The organism is Aromatoleum diolicum (assembly GCF_012910955.1).
GTDB classification, from domain to species: domain Bacteria; phylum Pseudomonadota; class Gammaproteobacteria; order Burkholderiales; family Rhodocyclaceae; genus Aromatoleum; species Aromatoleum diolicum.
In genome coordinates, this window is the sequence record NZ_WTVQ01000048.1 from 1 (window position 1) to 23,519 (window position 23,519).

Below are 23,519 nucleotides of genomic sequence, written 5' to 3' on the forward strand. Positions count from 1 at the left end.
CCCCGCCCCATTGGCACCGCGGCTGGCGACGGGTTCGGGTGGGACGGGGGCCTCGACGGCTGCCACGGCAATGCGTGCGAGCTCGTCAGCGTTCGCCGCCGTGTCCTTATCCAGGGCGTTGGTTCTTGCTCCGCGGCAGGCGAATTCCCATTCGGCTTCGGTGGGCAGGCGGAAGCGGTAGCGCTTCTTGTACAGCGCCGTGAGACGTTCGGCGAAGGCGTTGGCCTGCTCCCAGGTCACCCGCGTTACAGGGAGGCTGTCGGCCGTGGTGCTGTTGCCCTCAGGCAGGGAGCCCATCAGTCGTTTCCACTGTTTGCGGGTGACTTCGTGGCGGCCCAGCCAGTAGGCGTCGAGGCATGCCTCGTGCAGGGGGCCTTCGTCGGCCGACAGTGACTGCGTGTAGTTGAGGCGGACCCAGCCGCCGTCGGCTTCAGGGGGCACTTTCGCGTCGTTGCCCATGTGGTAGCAGGCCTTGTCGACGCGGATGAATTCGATGCCGATCTGCGGATCCTGCCAGGTTTGCGGTGTGCTGCCGTTGGCAGCCTGCACAGTCGTTGCGATCAGGCCGCCGACGAGAAGCAGGGCTGCGGATATCGATTTGATCGGTTTCATGTGGTGAGGGGGGCTGCAGGTAGTGGGCGGAAAATGATGCGCGCGTAGAACCACACCAGCGACATCACTACGAGTGCGACGGCGCCGATGAGCCACGGCTTGGTGGGGTCGGCAACGATGCGGTAACCCATCCAGGAGTCGAGCCGAACATAGGTCAGTGTGCCGCCGGATAGTGCCAGTTGGTCTCCGGGGGTGAGCGTGTGGCGGGTGTCGCCGATGCGCAGGACGATGCGCTGAGCCTCGGTCCCCGCGCCCAAGTTGGTGCGCACGCGCGCCCCGCGGGTCTCCGCGGTGGTGCCGGTCTCCTCGGCGGTTTCGGGATCCACCATCAGCCACGCCTCGCGCCCGTCGGGCAGCACCCAGTCGTTGGCGCCTGCAAAGGCGCCGTTGTTGCTGTCGCGCAACTGTACGGTGCCCCATTCGTCGGCGCCGTCAGCCGTCTGCCAGCGGAACACCGGGGAAAATCCCCGATGTCGGCTGGTGTAGATGCGGTAGCCGTTGATGACCAAGGGGATATCGTCGCCGATGTCCGCGGTGTGCGTCTGGCCGTCGTCCGATTGCCAGCGCACGCGGTTGTAGGTGGTGTGGAAGCGGCCGCGCTCGGGGTGGTTTTCGGTGAAACCGACGTTCGTGAAGCGTATCTCGGCGATGCGCCGATCATGCAATGCGCCGCTCTCTTCGTTGAGCAGACTACCGTCGAAACTCGTGCCGGCGGTGACGGTGGCCTGTCCTTCGAAGTAGGTGAGGCGCGCCAGGACCAGCGCGACGATCAGAGCCAACAGCGCGAGGTGGAAGACGAGCAGCGGGAGATCGGCGCGGAAGCGGCGGCTGGTAACGATCGCGGCGAGCAGATTCAGGGTCAGGAGGGAAAACGGCAGCAGCATGGCCAGGGTGGCGCTGCGCTCGGGTACTTTTGCCCACAATGCGGCCGCCGCCATGACCACGAAAAAGCTCGCGGACAATTTCGGCGAGGCCAGGGCGTTCAGCCAGCGGCGCATATTGACGGACGATCCCGGGGCATCCTTCATTGGCAGCCGGATACGTCGGACATCCAGTCCTTGCCGCCATAGTTCGGCGCGCCGCAACTGGTTTCGGTCCACCGGCCGCTGGCCTGCCAGGTCCTGATACGCAATGCGGCCGAGTTGTAGTAGGGCGCGATGGTCTCGATGCTGGTGCTGGTGCCGTCGGTGGTGTTGTTGCCGACTGCCGTACAGCCGGCCGGCCTCCCGCCTTCGGGGCCGACGCACTCCAGATTAACGAGGAAGGCCTTGTTCTTCCAGCCGTGGGGGACTGCAATGTGGCAGCGCATGCAGGGTCTCGAGCTTTTCGTCGTGAATGAGTGCGATGCCTCGCTGGCGCTGCCGTCAAATCCACTGTTCGCGTTCGGGTTGTGGCAGCGGCCGCAGATACCCCCGCTGGTGTTGCTGTCGCGCGTGCTGCCGGGGGTAACGGTCAGATCCCACACGCCCTTCAGAATGAAGTTTGCCGAGGAGCCGTGCGGACCCTGCGCCGTGGCGAGATTGGGGGCATTGGTCGTGTCGGTCGGGCTCGTGCCCTGCGTCCAGGAGCCGGCGTGGCCATGGCAATCCGAGCAGTGCATCGTCTGCGTGCCGAGGTTGGCACGGAACGGCGGACGGAAGTTGTCCATTGTCGTGCCGTTTTGGGTGCGCTCGGCAGCATCCCGCCCCGTCGGCCAGATCACCGGGTGCCAGGAGCGGTGGTTGTTGCCAGTGGCGCCGCCGCCATTCGGCGAGGTGCCGTTGGGATCGCAGTCGCCTGCGCTGCAGGCGGTGCCGGCATTGCTCTGTTCTCCCTGGTCGCCGCCCGAGCTGGGGGTGTCGCTGGCGCTGACGGCAAATTCCGCGGCGACGTTGGTGTAGGTGGTCATGCCGTTGGCGCTAGCGCCCGAAGGCGTGCCACCCGTGTAGCCGAGCGAGGGCATGCTGCTGCCGTAGTCGGAATGGCACTTGAAGCACAGCTGGTATTCGCGCGTGAGGTAGGTGCTGGTTTTCGCGGTGCTGGTATTGGCGCCCGGGTCGCCTTTCTTGACGGTATAGCTGCCCGGCGCTTGTGGCCACGTGGTCATGCCGCCATAGGTCGGTTCGACACCCCAGGTGCCGCGCAGTACACCGGAGGCGACGTTGCCTTCGGATCCAGCCAGGTCGTGAGTGCGTTTGTCCTTGTTGGCGTCCGCATTGGTGCCGTAGAACTTGCTGTTGCGGATCACGCGGTGGGGGTTGTGGCAGTCTGTGCACTCGACGTGGCGGTTGGCGTTGTTGCCCAGGCCGAGTTGCTGCGGGGTTTCGATGAAGTCGGCGTTGCTGATGTCGTGTCGCTCGGTGGTGTTGCCGCTGCCGCCTTGATCCGCGGTCTTGATCGGCATGCGGCGGGCGCGTTCGAACTCTGACTTGATGTTGGGGACGGTTCCGTTCGCGGTCCCGATTACCTTGGTCGCCGTACCCTGATGGCATTGGTAGCAGGTTTCTTCGATCGCCGAAACGCCGGAGGGGCTTGAGGTCGAGCCGTCCTTGTAGGTGCCGCTGTCGCTGCCGGTGCTGGTGGTGTCGACACCTTCGCGCAGCAGGCGCCGCGATCCCTGGACCGAATGGGTATCGTGGCAGTTGAGGCAGGCGGCCTCCCACACCCTTGTGCCAACGGGGAATTCGCGGCGGCCAGCGGCCAGGGACGTGTATGCCTCTTCGGCAACCGTGGTGTTGGCGTGCGCCGAGTTTGACCAGGTCGAACCGAGCTTGTTGTGGCAACCAAGGCAGATCTGGTCGTTGGCGGCGACGAAGTCGCCCCCGGCCGGCGCGGCTTTCTGCAGCCGGTTCAGGCGCAGGAACTTGCTGGCTTCAAGGTGCGGGTCATGGCAGCTGGTGCACTGTACCTTGCCTTCGTGGTCGAGCGGCAGCATCGGTTTAACGCCCGAGCTACGGGTGCCGACCACCAGCTTGTCGGAAACGGTATAAGGGGGTTCGCGCAGTTCGCCGTCGCCGATGATCGCGAGATCGGTGTCGCCCGCAGCGAGGGTCTTGTTGAAGGTGAAGGAAATCGGGTGATCATTGCGCAGATCGACCCCGAGATTGCGGGTGAAACCAGTCGTTGCACCGAGACCCGTCGGCATGGTGCCGGTGAGGCCGGTCACCGTCGCCGGGTTGGCTTTGCCATCGAGCACCCCGACGGTGCCCAGCGCCAGGGTGCCGTCATGACAGGACAGGCAAAGCTTGGAACTGCCGCCCGGCTGCGACAGGGCGCCGAAAATCTTTTCGGCATCGAGCGAGTTCGACGTGTAGGGCGTGTAGGTCGCTGCGTAAGTGTTGCCGTCAGCCGATGCGCCGCCGATCTTGCGGTTCCAAAGCGGCGATGGCGCAGTGGAGTTGGATGCGTGCGGGGTGTGACAGAAGACGCAGATCTGGTCTTCCGTGGTGGCTTTGGTCGTACCGGGGCCCGAGGCGGACAGGTTGTGCTTGGTGGCCTTGATGTTGGAATTGGTGTTGAGCTGGGCGGGCGCGACTGCAACGTAGCCGAGCAGCGCGAGCGCCATGAGCGCCAGGGCGCGGGTCTTGCGAAAGTTTTTCATAACCATTCGTGAACCGTGGGTATAGGGGCGCTCGTGGGGTCGCTCGCGTGCCGCGCATGCTAAACGAATTATGGGATCGGTGCGAAATTACGTGGTTCCGCGCCGGCCTGGATCTTGAGGTCGCGCCGGTGGGCATTGACATTGCGCAACATGGCCTTGACCTCTTCGGGCATGCGTTTGCCGGCCGCGGCCATTTCCTGCATCTGCCCGGAGAGGTAAGAGTGGTTGATGAGGATGTCGAATACGGACAGCATGAATTCACGCTTCCAGGTCGACAGTTCATCGAGGTTCTGGAACTTGTGCATGAAGAAGTTGCGTGCGGCACGGCCAAGTTCGCGTTCAACCTCTTCCAGCGTCATCGCGTCCGGTTTGACCACCGGCTGGACCAGGTTGTACTTGCTGTAATCCTTGGTCGCGACGTGGGCTTCGAGCTGCGGATAAAGGTCGGCATAGGGCCACGGTGCGATGGCGAGGAAGAAGGCCATGTCCGGGTTGTAGAGCTTGGCGAGTTCGACCGCTTCCTTGAAGGTTTCCGGAGTATCGGTCGGCATGCCGAGCACGAAGGAAGTCTCGGAAACGATGTCGGCCTGATTGATGATTTCGATGGCGCGGCGCGAGTCTTCGGCCTTGGAGCCTTTCTTGAAGAGATCGAGGGTGGCCTGCTGACCGGCTTCGACGCCGACGTAGATATGCTCGACGCCGGCGAGCGCGTAGCGGTCCATGATGTCCTCGTCGCGGACGATGTCGTCGACGCGGGTTTCCATCAGCAGGCGCACGCCGGGCTTGCGCTCGATCATCAGCTCGAGGATGCGTTCCCAGCGGGCGCGGTCGAGCGTGGGGATCTCATCGGCGAGCATCGCGACCTGAACGCCGTACTTCTTCTGCAGCATTTCCAGTTCGGCAACGAAGTTTTCGGCGCTGCGTGCGCGCCAGCCACGGCGCCAGAACAGTTTTTGCGAGCAGAAGGAGCAGTCCTGCTGGCAGCCGCGCGCGGACGAGACGATCGCAAGGCGCGCGTTGTTTTTCGCCCGGTAGGTGTAGATCGGCCATTCGACCAGATCCCACGCGGTCGGCAGCGAGTCCAGGTCGCGGATAAAGGCCGCCGAGCGCGTGGCGATGACGCCACCGTCGCGCCAGAAGGCGAGGCCGGCGACCTTGGCCGGATCGTCGCCGGCATTGAGGCAGTTGAGCAGTTCCGGCAGCGTGCGTTCGCCTTCGCCGCGCACGACGAAGTCGATGACATCGTTGTCGACGCGCAGCATCTCCGGGTAGCAGAAGGTGGCGTGCACGTTGCCGATGACGGTGACGATCTCGGGGTCGACTTCCTTGGCCAGCCGCAGCAGGCTAGTTGCAGCAATGATGGCGGCGGTGAAGGCGGACGTGCATACGACGTCGGGGCGGAAGTCTTCGAGCCGCTTACGGATGTCGTCTTCCTTGTGCCACAGCGACATGGCGTCGTAGTAATCGACTTCGTAGCCGGCTTCGCGCAGGGCGCCGGCGATGTAGACGAAACCGACGTTGAGCCAGGTGCCGGCGGATTCGACCACGCCCGAGTGGTAGGGCACGGTGACCAGCGCGACCCGCTTGATCTTGCGCCGACGGGGGATGGCGGGCGTCACGCGTGGGGGCGGGACGAAGGTGATCGGGGAATCGGTTGTTTTCATTATTCTCTGTAAGCAATCGTGTCGGGGCGGACTACCGGCGGGATGGTAGGTGAGCGGCGACCCGGCGGGTTTGACCTACATCAACGGCATGGCCCAAGGCGTGCCGAAGCGGCGTGCAGGGGGCACGCTCGCGACGGTAGGGCGGAATCAGGATGCGGAAATGTCGCGCGCCGGAGTGCTCGCGGCGGTGTCGCGCGGGATCGGGTTGGCGAGCATTTCCTCGCTGAGTTCGTCGCACGGACAGACGGGCGGAGTCATTGGCAGCGGCGCGAGTGCCGATGTCATTGCTGCATCGGGCTGGCGGACACGGGCGAGTCCCATCTTGAAGCGGATCGAGAAGTTCACGTACGCTTCGAGGAAACGGAAGATGCGCTTGTCGCCCATCGGGCCTACCGCACGTTCGCTCGGCAGCGGGGTGATCTTGCCGTCGACGACTTTGGCACGGCCGACGATCTGGAAGCTGCCGTCGTTGTCGACATAGCCGAGATTGTCGGTCTGTACGGCGAGCACGGTGGGCAGATTGGCGAGGTCGTAATGGCGCAGCAGACCGACCTCGCCGGGAGGCAGCGGCTGCAGGTCGTCAAGCCCAACCGCCGCAACGCGTGCCCAGGGGGGCGTCAGGCGCCGCCGCGCCGAGGGCGCGCCGAGGATCGCCGCGCGCAAGGTGTCGTCGAAATAGTTGGTGGCGCTTTCGGCCATGCCGAGCACGTTGACGCAATGCGAGGCCGGCAGGCCAAGGACTTCGCCGGCGAGGCGGAAATAGTCGTCCTGCGTGAGTTCGCCGAAGCGGCCGCGGTAGCCGCCGCCGTCGCCGATGCGGCTGCCGGTGGGGAGCCGGAAGCGCAGGCCGCGGGCCTTGCAGGCGTTGAAGAAATACACGAAGGCGGAGGTCGAGCCGATCATCGCAACCGGTATGCCGCTGGTTTCGGATTCGTCGAGCGCAGCGATCAGACCTTTGATGTCGAGGCCCGAGTAGTCGAGCAAGAAGCTGCTGTCGGCGGTGCCGAAGTGGCGCCGGGTTTCGTCCATGCCGACGGCCATTCCCATCGATGGCGCCATCTCGGGGCTCGGCGCAAGGATGAGAATCCGGCAGCGCTGGCCCTGCACGAAGTCTGGGAAGAGGTAGGCGCCCGTCATCACGCGGTTGGCTGACAGGATCAGGTCGCGGCCAACGTCGTCTCGGAAGATCTGCCCGCGCTTGTTCGCCGTCGTGCCACTGGTGATCTGCGCCATCACCGCCTGTTCCGGAGGGAAGGACGTGACGATGGTGGTCTTGAAACTATCGGTGGGGAAGGCGGGTAACCTGCGCCAGTCGGAGACCGCTCGAGGCGTGATACCCTTCGCCAAGCAAAATTCGCGGTAGGGCGCGTTGCGTTCGTACTGCCATTCGAAGATCTGGGGGGCGAGTTCTTCGAAGGGTGTCCGATCTCCGTCGACGCCAGCGATAATCATCGCGCGGATGCGCTCGGCGAGTCGTTCGCGTTCGGGATCCGGCCTTGCGTCGGGGGATTCGGTGATGGTCATCGGCGGAGGCTCAACGGTTGCGCGCACCGACGGGACCGCCGACGCTCAGTCCGTGCGAGCGACCACTGGGAAGCTCGTGGGTCCGGATCAGCCTGAGTCTCATGCGCATCAATTGCCGGCGGCCTAGGGATAAGTGTGCGCACTCTACCAACAGTCGCAACGGGACTTGTTGATCAAGATCAGGCGGGGCTCTCGGCAGGCCGCGGCGGCCGCAGCTTAGTGCTGCCTATAGGGCCACGCATCTGAACAGACCGGGCCGCTGCGCAGGCCCGGTGGTGGAATCAACTCACGGCGGGCTGGAGCAGGTGTTGGTCATCCAGTCCTTGCCCGTGGCCGGATTGGTGTTGTTGGAGGTGCTGCCCTGGCTGTTGGCGATCAGGTTGGTGCCGGTCTTTTGCGCCGATCCGCAGTCGGACTCCACCCAGTTCGAGTTCTGGCGGAAGGTGACGATCTTGAGCTTTGCGCGGCGGTAGTACGGCCCTTCGCTGTAGTTGCTGCTGCTGCCACTGATTGCGACCTCCTTGCTGCCGCTCTGGCCCGCTTCGGCGCCAACATCGTTGAGGTTGACGAGGAACGACTTGTTTTTCCAACCGTGCGGCACCGCGACGTGACACCAGTTGCACCGCATGCTGCCGACCTTCTCTCGATGATATGAGTGCAGGTCGCCCCGGTCGCTATTGCGGAAACCGGTGGTGCCGCCGCCGTTGGCATATACCGTGGAATGACATCTGAAGCACAACGCGTTGGTGTCCGGACTGCCGCTGCTGGTGTTCCACGGTCCTTTCAGCAGGAAGTTGTTGGTCGAGCCGTGCGGCCCCCACGGGTTGGTTCCGCTCGGCGTGATTGTGCCGGAGGCAGTGGCGTTGCCGTGGCAGTCGGTGCAGTGCATCGTCTGGTTGCCGACGTTGGCGTTCCACGGCGCGAGCCACGAATTGGCGCTCGCGCCGTTGCGCAGCGCCGTTGTCCGGCCAGTGATATCCATCACCGGATGCCAGGAGCGGTGGTTGTTGGTGTTGTTGCCGGCGCCGGCATCGGTGCCCTGGCTGCCTGGCGCGCCCTGGTGCGTCACAGGCGCCTGGAATTCGCGCGCCTGATTCGTGTAGCGGGTGTAATTGTTGCGCTCTGTGGCGGCCGCGGGGGTGCCGGGCGAGGCGAGCTCCGGTCGGCTGTTCCCGCTCGGATAGACGTTGTCGTCCGAGTAAGCGTAGTCCGAGTGGCATTTGAGGCACACCTGGTATTCACGCGTCACCCACGTGCTGGCGACCGCAGTGCTGGCGCCTTGGCCGCCGTCGCCGGTCTTTTCGGTAAAACTGTTCGGCACGGCGAAGAAGCTGCGTGAGCCGTATACCGGTTCGATGCCGAAGGCGCCGCGCAGCGCGCCGGATGCGAGGTTGCCGTTCGTGCCGCCCGGCGTGTGGGTGCGTTGGGTGTTCACCCCGGTGCCGTTGAACAGGCTGTTCCGGGTGACACGGTGCGGGTTGTGGCAATCGGTGCACTCGGCGTGGCGGTTGTTGACGTCGAGCTGGCCGAGCGTCGTGCGTTCTTCGGTGAAGTTGCGGTCCTTGATGTTGTGCGTTTCGACGCCGGATTTCTGTTCGCTGGTGGTGATCGGCATGTGCCGCAGCAGGCTGAAATCGGTCTTGATGTCGGGAACGCTGCCATTGGCGGTGCCGATGACGCTATTGGCGCTGGTGGTGTGGCACTGGTAACAGGTTTCCTCGACGGCCGAAACGCTGTTTGGCGAACTGGTGGAGCCGAGCTTGTAGCTGCCGACCCCGGTGCCGCCGCTGCTGCCACTGACGCCTTCGCGCAGCAGTCGGCGCGTGCCCTGGACGGCGTGGGTGTCGTGGCAGTTGAGACAGGCCGCCTGCCATACCTGGGTGCCGGTGGGGAATTCGCGCAGGGTGGCGGATTCGAGCTTGTAGGCCTCGTCGGCGATGGTCTGCGAGGCGTGCGAGGACTGTGACCAGGCTGTGCCAAGCTTGTCGTGGCAACCGAGGCAGATCTGATCGATGGCCGGGTTGAAGTCGCTGCCCGCGGGCTGGGAGGTCTGCAGACGGTTGAGGCGCAGGAATTTGGATGCGTTCAGGTGCGGGTCATGACAGGTCGTGCACTGCACTTGCCCGGCCCCGCCGGTTCCCGTGTTTTGAAGCGGCAGCAGGGGTTTGTAGCCCGAGCTACGAATGCCGATGACGGTGCCGGTGCCCACCGGGTGGCGCTGCTGGGCGTCCATCCCGCGCAATTCGCCATCCGTCGTTGCCAGCGTACTGTCGTAGGTGAAGGAGATCGGATGGTCGTTGCTCAGGTTGACGCCGAGGTTGCGGGTAAAGCCGGAGGTGGCGCCCTGCGGCCCGGCAGGCATCTTCCCCAGATCGGTACCGCTCATGGCCACCGACACGTTGGTTTTTCCGCCCAGTACGCCGACTGTTCCGAGTGCCATGGTGCCGTCGTGGCAGGACAGGCACAGCTTCGAACTGCCGCCGGGCTGGGACAGAACGCCCCCGAGGATGGTCTGGGCGTCGAGCGAGTTGGAGGTGTACGTGGTGTAGGTGGCGCTCGAGAGTTCGCGGTTCCACAGCGGCGGTGGCGCGGTCACGTTGGCGGCGTGCGGGGTGTGACAGAAGACGCAGATCTGGCTTTCGGAGGTGGACTTGACCGATCCGCTTCCCGACGTGGACAGGTTGTGTTTGGTGCTGGCGATGTCTGACTGCTGTGCCGCGGCAGGGCGGATGTCACCTGCCGCAATGAACAACATGAGCAGGGCAACAGTCAGGACATGCCACAAGCCTAGGGCGAGGGGCGGGCATTTACCCATGAGCGCAGTGTGGTTTTCGGTGCGCGCGATACCCCGCCGCCAGGTGCCGGTGCGGCCTGCTGCGTGGGGACTGCGGGGTACGAACTGACTGCGCTTGTCGTCGATGTCGGGTTGGTCCATGGCGTTGGAGGGCGCGTTGACCTCTGGGGGCGAGTCACATGTAGCTGGACAAGCGTTGGCGCGGAAAATCACGCTTCCTGTCGACTACCGGGTCGCATTGCAAGTTCCGGTCCTCCAGTGTGTCGGATCGGGAGCCGGTCACGCCAGCCTTTGAAACGGCTTTTTTCAATCCATTATCGGGTAGCGGCACCGGAATGAACAGTGTGGCGCCCCCGCGCGTCCGGCCGCTTCAATGGGCAGGGTCGTTCGGGGGCGTTTCGAGGTAGGGAAAATAGTGCCGGTCGGCGCCGACGAGGTGCTGGGCGACGACTTCGTAGGCGAGGAAGTGGAACACTTCGGCCACAGGCAGGTCGTCGTCGCCGCAGGCCCGATTGAAGAGGTGCGCGGCTTTCTCCAGCAACCGGGCGTGTTCGACGGCATGGGCATGTCGTCCGGGAAAACTGATTTCAGCGTGCAGCCGCTCTTCATCGGCAAAATGCGCGGCGATGTCGTCGACGAGCAGCCGGAGCGCGTCGAGAATCTGCTCGCGCGGGGCGTGGGTCATGACTGCCTGCAACAGCCGATTGGCGTGGTCGAACAGCTGGCGGTGCTGCCGGTCGACGGTGGCATCGCCACTGCGGTAGGCGTCGCGCCACACCAGCTGTACCGGCGAACATGCCGCGCGTGCGCCGTCGGCGCGGAAGGCGGACTGCGGGTCGGCGATGACGCCATTGCGCCCCGACGACTTGGCGCGATACATCGCCCGGTCTGCGCGCGACAGCCAGTGATCGAAGCCCTCGCCGCACTGGTATTCGGCGACCCCCACGCTGATCGTGACCTGGCGGGCGCTGGAGAGTTGTGTCGCGGCGACGCGCGCGCACAGTTTCTGGGCGAGCTGTTCCGCTTCGTGGAGCGGGGTGTCGGGGGCGAGCACGATGAATTCTTCCCCGCCCCAGCGGGTGATGGTGTCGGCGCGGCGGATGTCACTGCGGATGCAGCGCACCAGCTCCACCAGTACGTAGTCGCCGACGGCGTGACCAAAGTGGTCGTTGATGTCCTTGAAATGGTCGATGTCGAGCACCAGCAGCGCAGCCGGGTGGCCGTGGCGTTCGGCGCGCGACATTTCCAGCAGCGCTGCGTCCTCGAGGTGACGACGATTCCAGGCTCCGGTCAGGCGGTCGGTGTAGGCCAGGCGCTCCATCTGTTCGAGCGCGCGCAGCAACTCGGCATGGCGCGCTTCGGCGTAGTCGGCTGGATCGATCGGCGTGTCGGTGCGGGCGTGGGCGTCGAGTTCGGTGGCGATCATGCCGGTGGCAACGACCTTGCCGTTGTGCGAGCGGATCGGGAAACGCGTCGTGAGGAAGCGTCGCGTGCGCAGGCCGACTTGAGCCTCTTCCTCGGCGTGCGTGACGCCGTCGCCGGGGGCGCCGCCGATGCGCAGCGCCTGGGGGGTGGACGCGTCGCGCAGGATGTCATCCTCGTGACGACCAAGCAGCGATTCTGCGGGCAGGCCGAGGACTTTTGCGAAGGCTTCGTTGGCATACCGGTAATCGCCGCCGTTGCCGCGAATGGCGATGAGTGCCGGGGACTGGTCGACCAGCGAATGCAGGAGCGACGTGCGCGGGTCACCGGCCTTCGCTGCCGGCGATGCTTGCTTTCCGCTCATTCGTGCTTCTCCCCGTGCGTGTGCGAAATACCCGTAATCGCGAAATGGTTTGCGATTTCGGCGATTTTAGCGGGATCGTGGGGGGATTTGCGTGAATCCGGTCACAAACACCCGGGATGGAAGGGAGTGGCGACGGCAGTGGTCAAACAGGGGTATAGTCCGGCCCGTTCAAAACCCTCGGGATCGCTCGCTTGTTCGCGGATTCGACCGGCTTCTTCGCCAATGCTGTCGCCATGTTGCCGTCCCGGTCGGGCGGGGTGAGCGCGCGCGTGCGCGTGCAGTCTTGCGTGCGGGGGGAAGGCGTGTGATCGGGCACGAGACCATGCGGCGCCTCGACCGCTTCTGCGGTATGCCTGCCTGCCTGCTGCTGACGGCACTGCGCCGTGTGCGGGGGCTGGTGCGTGGGCAGGATCGGCACGGCCGGCAGGCGGTGCGGCGCGTGCTGTTCGTGCAGCTGGCGGAGTCGGGCAGCATGGTCCTGGCCGACCCGGCGATGCGGGATCTGGCGACGCGTAGCGGTGCCCAGCTGTATTGCCTGACCTTTGCGCACAATCGCGCCAGTCTGGCGATTACCGGCACGGTGCCGGAGGCCCACGTGTTCACGATCCGGACCGGTTCTGCACGTGAAATTCTGGGTGACGCCGGGCGTTTTCTGCGCTGGGTGCGGCGGACGCGCATCGACGCGATCGTCGACCTCGAACTGTTTTCGTGCCTGACCGCAGTGCTGTGCCTGCTGACCGGCGTGGCGCGGCGGGTCGGGTTTCACCGCTTCGACGGCGCGGGCTTGTATCGCGGCGATCTCTATTCGCATCCGGTGGCTTTCAACCCGCAGCTGCACATGGCGCAGAACTATCTCCTGCTGGTTGAAGCGCTGTTCGGCGTCGCGACGCCTCCCGCGCCGCGCGTGCCGACGGCGGCGCTGGAGCCGCGCGTGCATCGGCGGGCGATCAGTGCCGTCGAACTGGACGCCGTGCGCAAGCGTCTCGCCGATTGTCTGCCACCGGGCGCCGAAGCAAATGAGCGTCTGGTACTGGTGAATGCCAACGCAAGCGCATTGCTGCCGCAGCGGCGCTGGCCGCAGGAGCATTTCGTGGCACTGGTGCGCAGCGTGCTTGAACATTTTGCCGACGTTCGTGTACTGCTCATCGGGGCGGCCGAGGATGGCGCGACCACCGGGGCGATCGCGGCACAGCTGGCCGATTCGCGCTGCGTCGATGTCGCGGGACGCTTTGCGCTCGGGGAGTTGCCGGCGCTCTTCAGTCTGAGCGCGGTGATGGTCAGCAACGACTCCGGGCCGGCGCATTTCGCGGCGGTGACGCCTTTGCCGGTGATCGTGCTGTTCGGGCCGGAAACGCCGGTGCTGTTCCGCCCGCTCGGCGTGGCGACGGTGCTGAGTGCCGGCCTGGCGTGTTCGCCCTGCGTCAATGCCGGCAACCAGCGCCGTTCGCGCTGCGCCGACAACCAGTGCATGCAGCGCATTTCGGTCGATGAGGTGTTCGCGGCGCTGTGTCCGGTGCTGGAAGCGCCGGTTGTGCCGAGCGGGCTTGCGTGCCCGAACGACTTGCGGGAGGCTGCCGGCGTATGATCCCGCGCCGGCGCATTGCCCTGGAAGGGGCGGACCTCGTCGATGCGCTGCGTACGCTGTGGGTGTCCCCCGCTCAGGCCGCAGCGCAGGTGGCGGCGTTCGAGCAGGCATTCGCGGCGACGATCGGTGTGTCGCATGCACTCGCCACCGCCAGCGGGCGTGACGCGCTGGGGCTGATTCTCGATGGCCTGGGACTGAGCGCCGGCGATCAACTGATCATCCCCGCCTACACGCTGGGTGAACTGGTGCCGCTGATGCGCGCGCGCGGCATCGAGCCGGTGCCCGCCGATGTCGATCCGCAGACCTTCAATGTGACGGTCGATAGCGTCGCGGTGCGCCTCGGGCCGCGCACGCGGGGCATTTTCGTGGTGCATCTGCTGGGAGCGCCGTGCGACATTCGCGCCATCTGCGCACTCGGCGATGCGCACGGCCTGCCGGTTATCGAGGATTGCGCGCACGCGCTGGGCGCGCGGATCGACGGCCGTGCGGCGGGCAGTTTCGGCCGCGCCGCGCTGTTCAGCCTGGAGGCGACCAAGGCCGTGGCGGCGTTCGGGGGGGGCGTGTTGACGACCGCCGACGACGCGCTCGCGGCTGCGATCCGTGCGCGCCTCGCCGGACGCGAGCGGCGCGAGTGGCCGCCGGTGCGCAAGATGCTGCTGAAATTCGTCGAAGAGGCAGCGGTGCGCAGTCCCGCCTATGGCGTACTCGCGCGCCTGATGTTCTCGAATCGGCGCGCCGGGGGCTTCGACCGCTTCTACCGCCGTGCCCATGACCGGGTGCGTGGCACGGCCGCCGCTTTCAGCGCCTTTCAGGCGCGTGTCGGATTGCGCAAACTCGCGCGCGTGGGCGATCGTCAGCGGCGTTTGAATGCGCAGTGGCAGGCGCTGGCGCAACAGCTGCCGTCGCGCTTTGCCAGCCAGCACCGCGACACCCTGGGTGAGGCGGCGTTCTACAATTTTGTCGCGCGCTTCGATGGCGACATCGCCGAGTTGCGCGCGGCGGCGCAGCGCCATGGGCTCGACCTCGGCATCGGTGGCGAGGTGATGGACGACACCGCATCCATGCTCGGTCTTGCCGACTGCCCGGGAGCCGCCGCTTCGCGCGCCCAGGCGGTGCTGATCCCCCTGTACGAGGGGCTTTCCGAACGCCGGCGCCGGCGCATGCTCGATATCCTTCATCGCCTTGCGCGGGAACTGCCGTGAGTGCGCATGTGCACCCGGTGGTCGTGCTGCGGGTGGACCGCGAGGCCGGGCGCCACACCGGTCATCCACGCCACCTGCATCCGGCGCTGGACCTGAAATACATCCAGGCGGGGCTGGAGTGCGCGCTAGGCGTGGCGGTGCCTTTGCTCGATGGCTGGCTGAGTGAATTTTCCGCCGATGCATTCGTCACGCGCGTGCTGGCGCTGCGCCCGCGCTGCGCGGTGATCCGTGGCGTGACCTGGTGCCTGGACGAGTCGGTGCGTGTCGCCGCCGCCCTGCGTGCCGCCGGGGTGGTGACGATCGCCGTCGGTCAGCAGGTGCAGCATCTGGCACGAGCGGGGTTTGCAGGCTGGCACGCGGCTTACGATCTGGCGATTCCCGGCGAGCCGGAAGAGGAGGCGCCGCGCCTGGTACAGCGCCTCCTCGCAGGGGAACCGCTGGCGACGTTGCGACGCGAATGCCAGCAGCGCATCGCTGCCGGCGAGACGGTGCTGGTGAGCGCCCCGGATGCGCTGCCGCAGGGGCGCGTCGAGCCGGATGAGCTGCGCGCGTACGCCTTCCCGTTTCCGGTGCGTGGCCGTCCGGTCTCGCGTTGGGGCTATGTGCTGACGGCCTGGGGCTGCCCGCGCCCGTGCCGGCATTGCACCGCCATCGTGCGCAAGAGCGTGGGACGCGATTTGCGCGTGCGTGAGGTCAGTGCGGTGGTGGACGAAGTGCTGGCGCTGCAGGCGGCGGGCGCCCAGGCGATTGCGTTCGAGGACGATTCGCTGCTGGTGCACCGCGGCCGTTTCCTGCAACTGGCGGATGAACTGGTGCGGCGCGACGTGCGCCTGCCGTGGATGGCCAATGCGCGGCCCGATGAACTCGACGCCGAACGCGTTGCCGCTGCCGCTGCGGCGGGGGCGGTGCTGCTCAAGGTTGGTGTCGATAGCGGCTCGGCACGGCTGATCGAGCATCTGGGCAAGACCGCCGACGGACCGGGCTGGATCGCCGCCACCGAGACGGCATTCGATCTGCTCGATCGCAGCGGTATCGGTTCCGTGGCGCTGTTCATGGTCGGAATGCCTGATGAGACCCTGGCGGATGCCGCGGCGACGCTGGCGCTGGCGCGGCGCATTCGTCCCGATTACCTGCAGATGCAGATCTATCGTGCCTATCCGGATGTGCCGCTGTGGAGCCAGTTGCCGGAAGGCGCGCGCGCGCGCGGCGCCGAATATCACTACCTGGCGCCGACAAGCAACTGCAGCCGTATTCCGGCCAGCGAGCTGTTGAGCCTGCAGCGACGCTTTTACCGCAGTTTCTACCTGCGTCCCGCGTTCGTCGGACGCCACCTTGCGCGCCACTGGCGGCATTACCTGTCGGCCGACGCGCTCGCGCGCGCACCGGCGGCACTGGCTTATCTGCTGCGCGGTGCGTGATGTGCGCCTGGTGGCCGGATTGACGCGCCGCCCCTTGGAGGGCGGGCGTTTCGCCGGACGATACCGATGAGCGCTTAGTGGCCGGAGCAGCCGCAGCCGCCGCCGCCGCCACCGCCGCATCCGCCACCCTGGCGTGCGGCCGCAGGTTCCGCTGCGGGCTCGCTTGCCTGCAGTTGAACGCGGAAATCGATGACGATGTTGCCCGGTTCGCGCGCGACGTAGGCGATGGCGATCTGCGAGCCATAACGTTGCTGGATCTGGCCGAGCAGCGGCACGGGATCGTGGTCGTTTACGAAACGCATGGTTTCGCCGTCCTCGAGCGATTCGAGGGCGCCGAAGATGGCGGCGTGGCGAAAGCGCTTGGCGACGCCGCGTGCGTCGAAGGGGAACACGGCGTTGTCGGTGATCGGCAGTTCATTCATGGAAGCATCCTCCGGGGTGGGGGCGGCGGAAAGGTGCCGCAGAGTTCGGATGCTAGGGGGCGCCCCGCCGTCGCGCCTTGAGCCAGAACAAGAATTGACCCGCCGGCGATGCTTCGGGCGCCTGTCCAGATTATGACAATGTGCGTGACGACGCATGCTGTGTTACTTTCTGTAAAAAGAAGAATGAACAGGGAACCTGCATGTCGTCGATCGCAAAAAAAACCGCATGGTATGGGGTGTTGTGCGTATTCCCGATTGTTCTGGCGTTCGCTGCGGCGATTGCGCAAGCGGCGGGCAAGCCGCCGGTGCTTCTGGCGATCGATGCCGAATTCGGCGTCATGGCGTCTACGTCGGCTCAGGCGATTCAGCGCGGTGCGGAGATCGCCGCGGCCGAGATCAACGCCGCAGGCGGGGTGCTGGATGGGCGCCCGCTGCAGGTCGTCACACGTAACAACAACTCGGTGCCGGCGCGTGCCACCGAGAATTTGCGCGAATTGGCGGCCGACCCCGATGTGGTCGCGGTGATGTCCGGCAAGTACAGCCCGGTGGTGCAGCAGAATCTGCAGCTGATCCATGAGATAGGCATGCCGTATCTGTTGCCCTGGGCGGCGGCGGACGTCCTGACCGAACACCCTTATGCGCCGGATTTCGTTTTTCGCCTGTCGATGCGTGACAGCTGGGCGATCGCCAAGATGATCGGCAGCGCGGAAGCGCGCGGCTATCGTCGGATCGGACTGATCCTGCCGAACAGCGGCTGGGGGCGCAGCAACCGCGCGGCCGTGGAGAAGCTGCTCGACGGCGCCGGCCGGACCACGCTGGTCTCCGAGCAGTGGTACAACTTCGGCGATGAGCAGTTTCAAGTCCAGTACGATGCGCTGAGAAAGGCCCGCGCCGATGTGATCCTGCTGGTCGCGAATGAACTCGAAGGCGCGGCGCTGGTGGCGGAAATCGCCCGCCGTCCGGCGTCCGAACGCGTCCCGGTGCTGTCGCACTGGGGGGTGACCGGCGGCGAGTTCTTCAAGCGCACCGCGGGGGCGCTCGCGCACGTCGACTTTTCCGTGGTACAGACTTACAGCTTCATCGATGCCAACGATGCGCGCGCGCGACGCGTGTTCGAACGCGTGCGCGAGCGCTACGGCGTCTCGAGCTTGCGCCATATCGAATCCCCGGTCGGCTTTGCGCATGCCTATGACCTTACCCATCTGCTGGCACGCGCGGTGGCGTCGGCCGGCAGCACGGATCGGCGGGCGATCCGCGGTGCGCTGGAGCAATTGGGCGAGTATCGCGGTCTCGTCAGGCACTACCGGCGGGCATTCACGCCGACCCGACACGAAGCGCTCGATGCCGGGCAAGTCTTCATGGCACGGTACGCGCCCGATGGTGCGATCGTGCGTGTCCGCTAGGACGTGATTGCGATGGATGAGGACGCCGATCCGAAGGCCGGTGTGAAGTCCTTTCGTCTCGGCTTGCGCGGCCGGTACACCGTATATGGCGCGGCGCTCACCGCCGCGGTGGTCGTGCTGCTGACGACGCTGTCCTATTTCAATGCGCGCACGCTGGCGCATGGCATCGCGGAAGCTCAGCTGACGCACATGGCCAATTCGATCGGGGAACCGATCGAACAGGCGCTGCAGATTGCCCACCGCGAAGCCGTCTCGCTTGCCGCGCAGCCTTTGCTCGCCAATGCCCTGCTGGATTCAGAAGGGCGCGACGCGTATTTGCGGCCGTTTCTCGCCCGCCACGAGCTTCCGGTGAATATCGATTACAACCTGATCCTGACCGATCATCGTGGCGAGCCGCTCGCGGCCCGCAAGGCTTTGCAGAGTTTCCGCGGGGAATCCTGGTTCGATGCGGTGATCACGCGCGGCGAAACCCATGCCGGAATCGAGCGGCGCGGCAGCGATGCCGTCCTGCGGATTGCCATTCCAATCCTGTATCGGGTGACCGGCACCCATGAGGGCGCGCTGGTGTTCGAGTCCAATCTCAGCGCCTGGCTGCAGGGAGACGCGTCGCCATTTGGATCTCATGGTGACGGCGTTGCCCAGGTGGAACTCCTGGTTGGCGACATGCCGATCGTGCAGCGGTCGTTTCCGCAGGATGCGACGACCCTGGTGACGAGCACGCGGACGATCGCGGCCCATCTGCCGATCGCGATGCCCTTGCAGGTCCGGGTCAGCATGGACGACAAGGTCTATGAGCGCCCGATCGAATCCCTGCTCACGGAGCACCTGTGGTGGGGGCTGCTCGCCATTTTGCTGGTGGCGGCAGCCAACGGCGTGGTGGCGCGTACGCAGACGCGCCGCATCGAGGATCTGGCCGAGGAGGCGCGCAGCATCGCGCTCACCGGCCACCCGCGCGGCGGCTTGATGCTCCATCACTTTGGGAATGACGAAGTCGGCGACCTGGCAGCGAGCCTCGTGCGGTTGCTCGAGGATCTCAAAGCCCACCAGACCGAACTCGAAGCGCAGGTGGCCCAGCGCACGGCGGATCTGAACCGTGCGCAGTCGATTGCCTGCGTCGGCAGTTGGGTATTTCAACCGGGCTCCGATGTGCTCGAACTTTCGCCGGAAACACGGCGCATTTTCGGCGTGGTGGAGGGCGCCAGGTTTTCCTGGCACCGCTTGCTGTCGCGCGTTCATCCGGAGGATCGCGACAAGGTCGGTCAGGCCTGGCGAGGCGTGCGCGAAGGCAAGCGCTTCGACATCGAACACCGCATTGTCGTCGCCGGCGAGGTCCGCTGGGTGCGCGAGGTGGCGGAAATCAGCGTCGCCGGGCCGAATGATCCGCCCCGCACTGTCGGTACCGTGCAGGACATCACTGAACGGCGCCTGGCGGAGGCGCGCATGCGCGAAGCGATGGTGGTGTTCTACGCGTCCAGTCAGGGAATCATGACGACCGACGCGGCGGGGGTGATTTCGTCGGTGAATCCGGCGTTCTGCCGGATCACCGGTTTTGCGCCGGAGGACGTGATCGGACACAAATCCGTGATCTTCAGCTCCGGGCGGCATGACAAGACATTTTACGCAGACATGTGGGCGGCGTTGAAAGCACGCGGGGAATGGGAGGGCGAGATCTGGAACCGGCGCAGGAGCGGCGAGATTTATCCGCAGTGGCTGACGATTTCGGCGGTGCGTGGCGAGCGGGGCAATATCGTCGAATACGTTGCCCTGTTCAGCGACATTACCGAGCGCAAGCAGCACGAAGACGCGATCTGGCGGCAGGCGAATTTCGATGCGCTGACGGGGCTTGCCAATCGCAGTCTGTTGCACGACCGGCTGGGCCAGGTGCTCGCGCAGGCGCGGCGTAGCGGCAGGAAAGTCGGCCTGCTGTTCCTCGATCTGGACGGGTTCAAGTGGGTCAATGACACGCTCGGCCACGATGTCGGCGACGTGCTACTGACCGAGGTGGCGCAGCGTCTGAAAGGCTGCGTGCGCAACCAGGATACGGTGGCGAGACTGGGCGGGGACGAGTTCACCATCATCGTCGGAGAGCTGCACGATCCGGAGGACTTGCGCGGCATCGGCGAGAAAGTCCTGCTGGTGCTGAGCGAGCCGTTCGCGCTGGCCGGAACGAGGCACCAGATTTCCGCCAGTATCGGCATCACCGTTTTTCCGGACGATGGCGAGGACCTGCAGACCTTGCTGCGCAACGCCGACATCGCAATGTACAAGTCCAAGCAGAACGGCAAGAACCGCTACCATTTCTATTCGCGCGACATGCAGGCGGATGCGCTCGAACGGATGCGTATCGAAACGGAGTTGCGGGTAGCGCTGGCGCAAGACGCGTTCGTGCTCGAATACCAGCCGATCGTTGACGCCGACAGTGGCGAACTGGTCGGTGCCGAAGCGCTGATCCGCTGGCTGCACCCGCAGCGCGGTATGGTCGCGCCGGGGGCCTTCATCCCGGTGGCCGAGGACAGCGGGCTGATCGTGCCGATCGGGGCGTGGGTGTTGCGCGAGGCGTCACGCCAATGGCACGAGTGGGATATGCGTGGTCTTGCGCCGCTGCGGCTGACCGTGAACGTTTCCGGCGTGCAGTTTCGCGATGCAGGGCTGCCGGCCTTGCTGGCCAGCGTGCTCGATGAATATCGCGTGGACTCCGGCTGCCTGATGCTGGAAATCTGCGAATCGGTGATGGTCGATGGCAATAGCGCAGCCGAAGCGCGCATGCGCGAAATCAAGGATCAAGGTGTCGGCTATGCGATCGACGACTTCGGCACGGGTTTCTCGTCCCTGTCCTGCCTGAAGCGCTTCCCGGTCGATATCGTCAAGATCGATCGCAGTTTCATCCACGACTGTCCGCAAGACCGCAGCGACGCGCATCTGGTCGAAGCGATCATCGCCATGACGCACAGCCTCGGACTCAAGGTCGTGGCCGAGGGGGTCGAAACCGAGGCCCAGCTTGCGTTCCTGCGCGCCCTGGGGTGCGACTATCTGCAGGGATTCCTGATTGGCAAACCGCAGCGGGCGGGCGAATTCGAGGCGCTGATGCGGCGGCGACGGATGCTGCTGCCGCCGATCGACGGTGCGCCGCAGGAGGCGGCTGCCATGGCGCCCGCGGAAGCTTAGCCCTGGTATTCGAAGCGCACGCGCTTGACGTTGCACAACAGCTCATAGGAGATGGTGTGCACAGCTTCGGCGATGCGATTGACCGGGATATTGGCGCCCCACAGTTCGACGCGACTGCCGAGGCCGGCGTCGGGCAGGTCGGTGAGGTCGACGGTGAGCATGTCCATCGATACGCGGCCGATCAGGCGCGTGCGGACACCGTCGACGGCGACCGGGGTGCCGTCGGGCGCGGTGCGCGGGTAGCCGTCGGCGTAACCGAGCGCGACGAGCCCGACGCGGGTCGGGCGCTCGGCGTGAAAGCGTGCGCCGTAGCCGAGCGGGGCGCCGGCCGGAATCTCGCGCACCGCCATCACCGCGCTTTCCAGCGTCATCACCGGGCGCAAGCCGTTGGGTTCGTCGGGCATCGGGTCGGCCCCGTACAGCAGGATGCCGGGGCGCGCCCAGTCGCGGTGGGCGGCAGGCCAGCCGAGGATCGCGCCGGAATTGGCGAGGCTGCGCGGGCCGGGCAAGTCGCGTGTGGCGGCGTCGAATGCGGTGAGCTGTTCGGTGGTGGTGACTACATGCGGCTCGTCGGCGCGCGCGAAATGGGTCATCAGCGTGATGTCGCCGACCTTGCCGCTGTCCTTGAGGCGCTGCCACGCAGCCCGCAGTTCGTGCGGCAGGAAGCCGGCGCGGTTCATGCCGCTGTTCATCTTGAGCCACACCTGGAGCGGCAACGCCGGTTGGGCGTGGTCGATGATGCGGATCTGCTCGGCATGATGGACGACGATCCACAGGTCGTGACGCACAACCTGTTCGAGTTCGTCGGGGCTGAAAACCCCTTCGAGCAGCAGGATCGGCTGATCGATGCCGGCGGCGCGCAGTTCGAGTGCTTCTTCGAGAAAGGCGACGGCGAAACCGTCGACGTCGGCCGCCAGCGCCCGGGCGCACGGCACGGCGCCGTGACCGTAGGCATTGGCCTTGACGACGGCGAGCGCCCGGCCGCCGTGGCGGCTGCGGGCGAGATGGTAATTGTGACGCAGGGCGTCGAGGTCGATCAGGGCGCGGGCGGGTCTCATGCGGCGGGGGACAGGTTCAGACCTTGTGAGCGGGAAGTTGCTACTTTGCCATAACGCGCGAGTCCCAGATCGCCGTAACGGATCGCTGGTTGCCTCCCCGTGACCAGATCGGCCACCAGCTGGCCCGAACCGCAGGCCATCGTCCAGCCCAGCGTGCCGTGACCGGTGTTGAGGAAGAGCTCGGGGTAAGCGGTGGCGCCGACCACCGGGGTGCCGTCCGGCGTCATCGGGCGCAGGCCGGTCCAGAATTCGGCGCGCGCGAGGTCGCCGCTGCCGGGGAAGAGGTCGTCGACCACCATTTCGAGGGTTTCGCGGCGGCGCGGGTTGAGCGACAGGTCGAAGCCGGCGAGTTCGGCCATGCCGCCGACGCGGATGCGGTCGTCGAAGCGCGTCATCGCGATCTTGTAGGTCTCGTCGAGCACCGTGGACACCGGTGCGGCTGCGGCATCGACCAGCGGAACGGTGAGCGAGTAGCCCTTGACCGGATACACCGGCAGAGCGAGGCCGAGCGGCGCGAGCATGTCGCGCGAGTAGCTGCCGAGTGCGAGCACGTAGCGGTCTGCCGCGAGCACTTGTTCGCCGACCTGCACGCCGATGACGTCGCCGCCGCCGACGAGAATCTCGCGAATGTCCTGGCCGAAGCGGAACTCGACGCCGAGGTCGCGCGCCTTCTCGGCGAGTCGGGTGGTGAACAGGTGGCAGTCGCCGGTTTCGTCGTTGGGCAGGCGCAGGCCGCCGGCAAGTTTGTCCTTGACGCGGGCGAGTGCCGGTTCCGCATGCGCGAGGCTGTCGCGGCCGAGCAGTTCAAACGGTACACCGCATTCGTGCAGCACTTCGATGTCGCGCGCGGCGGCATCGACCTGGGCCTGGTTGCGGAACAGCTGCAGCGTGCCGCGGCTGCGTTCCTCGTAGCTGACGCCGGCGTCGGCGCGCAGCTGGCGCAGGCAGTCGCGGCTGTATTCGGACAGCCGCATCATGCGTTCCTTGTTCACCGCGTAGCGGTTGGCCGAGCAGTTCTTCAGCATCTCGACCATCCAGCGCAGCTGGTGCAGGCTGCCGTCGGCGCGCAGCGCGAGCGGCGCATGGCGCTGGAACAGCCACTTGAAGGCCTTCAGCGGGATGCCGGGCGCGGCCCATGGCGTCGAATAGCCGGGCGACACCTGGCCGGCGTTGGCGTAGCTGGTTTCGAGGGCCGGTGCGGGCTGGCGGTCGATGACGGTGACCTGCGCGCCGTTGCGGGCGAGATACCAGGCGGTGGTGGTGCCGATGACGCCGCTGCCGAGAACGAGAACGCGCATGGTTGACT

15 protein-coding genes are annotated in these 23,519 nt (G+C 65.9%); 5 read left to right on the plus strand and 10 right to left on the minus strand.

What is annotated here, in order from left to right; genetic code table 11:
- The 7 genes from GPA25_RS20055 to GPA25_RS20085 form a co-directional block, all read right to left on the minus strand.
- Positions 1-612: formylglycine-generating enzyme family protein (locus GPA25_RS20055; protein ID WP_169262180.1), on the minus strand; the 612-nt coding region annotated here is incomplete at its 3' end.
- A complete protein-coding gene (locus tag GPA25_RS20060) occupies positions 609-1,610 on the minus strand; it encodes a cytochrome c biogenesis ResB family protein (protein WP_169262181.1) in 1,002 nt (333 codons plus the stop codon). The genes GPA25_RS20055 and GPA25_RS20060, both read right to left, overlap by 4 nt.
- 26 nt (positions 1,611-1,636) lie before the next feature.
- A complete protein-coding gene (locus tag GPA25_RS20065; RefSeq protein ID WP_169262182.1) occupies positions 1,637-4,192 on the minus strand; it encodes a cytochrome c3 family protein in 2,556 nt (851 codons plus the stop codon).
- Positions 4,193-4,260: 68 nt separating this feature from the next.
- Positions 4,261-5,856 (minus strand): B12-binding domain-containing radical SAM protein, encoded by a 1,596-nt coding sequence (locus GPA25_RS20070; protein WP_211163247.1) that lies wholly within the window; start codon positions 5,854-5,856, stop codon positions 4,261-4,263.
- Positions 5,857-6,003: 147 nt separating this feature from the next.
- On the minus strand, positions 6,004-7,380 hold the full coding sequence (locus tag GPA25_RS20075; protein ID WP_169262183.1) for a LuxE/PaaK family acyltransferase: 1,377 nt from the start codon (positions 7,378-7,380) through the stop codon (positions 6,004-6,006).
- Positions 7,381-7,666: 286 nt separating this feature from the next.
- A complete protein-coding gene (locus GPA25_RS20080; protein ID WP_246265930.1) occupies positions 7,667-10,315 on the minus strand; it encodes a cytochrome c3 family protein in 2,649 nt (882 codons plus the stop codon).
- A gap of 229 nt (positions 10,316-10,544) precedes the next feature.
- Positions 10,545-11,960 carry a diguanylate cyclase gene (locus GPA25_RS20085; RefSeq protein WP_169262184.1) on the minus strand — a complete coding sequence of 472 codons (1,416 nt, stop codon included), beginning with the start codon at positions 11,958-11,960 and terminating at the stop codon, positions 10,545-10,547.
- A gap of 322 nt (positions 11,961-12,282) precedes the next feature.
- Here GPA25_RS20085 and GPA25_RS20090 point away from each other — a divergent pair, with 322 nt between their 5' ends.
- The 3 genes from GPA25_RS20090 to GPA25_RS20100 are packed head-to-tail and all read left to right on the plus strand — an operon-like array spanning position 12,283 to position 16,165.
- Positions 12,283-13,545, plus strand: coding sequence for a glycosyltransferase family 9 protein (locus GPA25_RS20090; protein WP_169262185.1), 1,263 nt, complete (start codon positions 12,283-12,285; stop codon positions 13,543-13,545).
- Complete coding sequence (locus GPA25_RS20095; RefSeq protein WP_169262186.1) at positions 13,542-14,747, plus strand: aminotransferase class I/II-fold pyridoxal phosphate-dependent enzyme; 1,206 nt, start codon at positions 13,542-13,544, stop codon at positions 14,745-14,747. Before GPA25_RS20090 ends, GPA25_RS20095 begins: the two co-directional genes overlap by 4 nt.
- The gene (locus GPA25_RS20100) at positions 14,744-16,165 is read left to right on the plus strand and encodes a radical SAM protein (protein WP_169262187.1); all 1,422 of its coding nucleotides are present in this window, start codon (positions 14,744-14,746) and stop codon (positions 16,163-16,165) included. The genes GPA25_RS20095 and GPA25_RS20100 overlap by 4 nt, the downstream gene beginning before the upstream one ends.
- Positions 16,166-16,239: 74 nt before the next feature.
- On the opposite strand, the gene GPA25_RS20105 is transcribed toward GPA25_RS20100, so the two are convergent.
- Entirely contained in the window at positions 16,240-16,587 is a 348-nt protein-coding gene (locus tag GPA25_RS20105) for a DUF2249 domain-containing protein (RefSeq protein WP_169262188.1), read from the minus strand.
- A gap of 200 nt (positions 16,588-16,787) precedes the next feature.
- Between GPA25_RS20105 and GPA25_RS20110 the strand changes: the two genes are divergently transcribed.
- Together GPA25_RS20110 and GPA25_RS20115 are read left to right on the plus strand one after the other, a co-directional pair.
- A complete protein-coding gene (locus tag GPA25_RS20110) occupies positions 16,788-17,990 on the plus strand; it encodes an ABC transporter substrate-binding protein (RefSeq protein WP_169262189.1) in 1,203 nt (400 codons plus the stop codon).
- Between the two features lie 12 nt (positions 17,991-18,002).
- Entirely contained in the window at positions 18,003-21,155 is a 3,153-nt protein-coding gene (locus tag GPA25_RS20115; protein WP_169262190.1) for a bifunctional diguanylate cyclase/phosphodiesterase, read from the plus strand.
- Here GPA25_RS20115 and alr read toward each other — a convergent pair.
- Both alr and GPA25_RS20125 read right to left on the minus strand, forming a co-directional pair.
- On the minus strand, positions 21,152-22,213 hold the full coding sequence (gene alr, locus GPA25_RS20120; RefSeq protein ID WP_169262191.1) for an alanine racemase: 1,062 nt from the start codon (positions 22,211-22,213) through the stop codon (positions 21,152-21,154). The genes GPA25_RS20115 and alr overlap by 4 nt on opposite strands.
- Complete coding sequence (locus GPA25_RS20125) at positions 22,210-23,511, minus strand: D-amino acid dehydrogenase (RefSeq protein ID WP_169262192.1); 1,302 nt, start codon at positions 23,509-23,511, stop codon at positions 22,210-22,212. The genes alr and GPA25_RS20125 overlap by 4 nt, the downstream gene beginning before the upstream one ends.
- Between the last annotated feature and the right edge of the window lie 8 nt (positions 23,512-23,519).

Bases quoted from the DNA above. Each gene is read 5' to 3' on its own strand.
- GPA25_RS20060 (WP_169262181.1), bottom strand. From the start codon at position 1,610: ATGCGCCGCTGGCTGAACGCCCTGGCCTCGCCGAAATTGTCCGCGAGC.
- GPA25_RS20065 (WP_169262182.1), bottom strand. From the start codon at position 4,192: ATGAAAAACTTTCGCAAGACCCGCGCCCTGGCGCTCATGGCGCTCGCG.
- GPA25_RS20070 (WP_211163247.1), bottom strand. From the start codon at position 5,856: ATGAAAACAACCGATTCCCCGATCACCTTCGTCCCGCCCCCACGCGTG.
- GPA25_RS20075 (WP_169262183.1), bottom strand. From the start codon at position 7,380: ATGACCATCACCGAATCCCCCGACGCAAGGCCGGATCCCGAACGCGAA.
- GPA25_RS20080 (WP_246265930.1), bottom strand. From the start codon at position 10,315: ATGGACCAACCCGACATCGACGACAAGCGCAGTCAGTTCGTACCCCGC.
- GPA25_RS20085 (WP_169262184.1), bottom strand. From the start codon at position 11,960: ATGAGCGGAAAGCAAGCATCGCCGGCAGCGAAGGCCGGTGACCCGCGC.
- GPA25_RS20090 (WP_169262185.1), top strand. From the start codon at position 12,283: ATGCGGCGCCTCGACCGCTTCTGCGGTATGCCTGCCTGCCTGCTGCTG.
- GPA25_RS20095 (WP_169262186.1), top strand. From the start codon at position 13,542: ATGATCCCGCGCCGGCGCATTGCCCTGGAAGGGGCGGACCTCGTCGAT.
- GPA25_RS20105 (WP_169262188.1), bottom strand. From the start codon at position 16,587: ATGAATGAACTGCCGATCACCGACAACGCCGTGTTCCCCTTCGACGCA.
- GPA25_RS20110 (WP_169262189.1), top strand. From the start codon at position 16,788: ATGTCGTCGATCGCAAAAAAAACCGCATGGTATGGGGTGTTGTGCGTA.
- GPA25_RS20115 (WP_169262190.1), top strand. From the start codon at position 18,003: ATGGATGAGGACGCCGATCCGAAGGCCGGTGTGAAGTCCTTTCGTCTC.
- alr (WP_169262191.1), bottom strand. From the start codon at position 22,213: ATGAGACCCGCCCGCGCCCTGATCGACCTCGACGCCCTGCGTCACAAT.
- GPA25_RS20125 (WP_169262192.1), bottom strand. From the start codon at position 23,511: ATGCGCGTTCTCGTTCTCGGCAGCGGCGTCATCGGCACCACCACCGCC.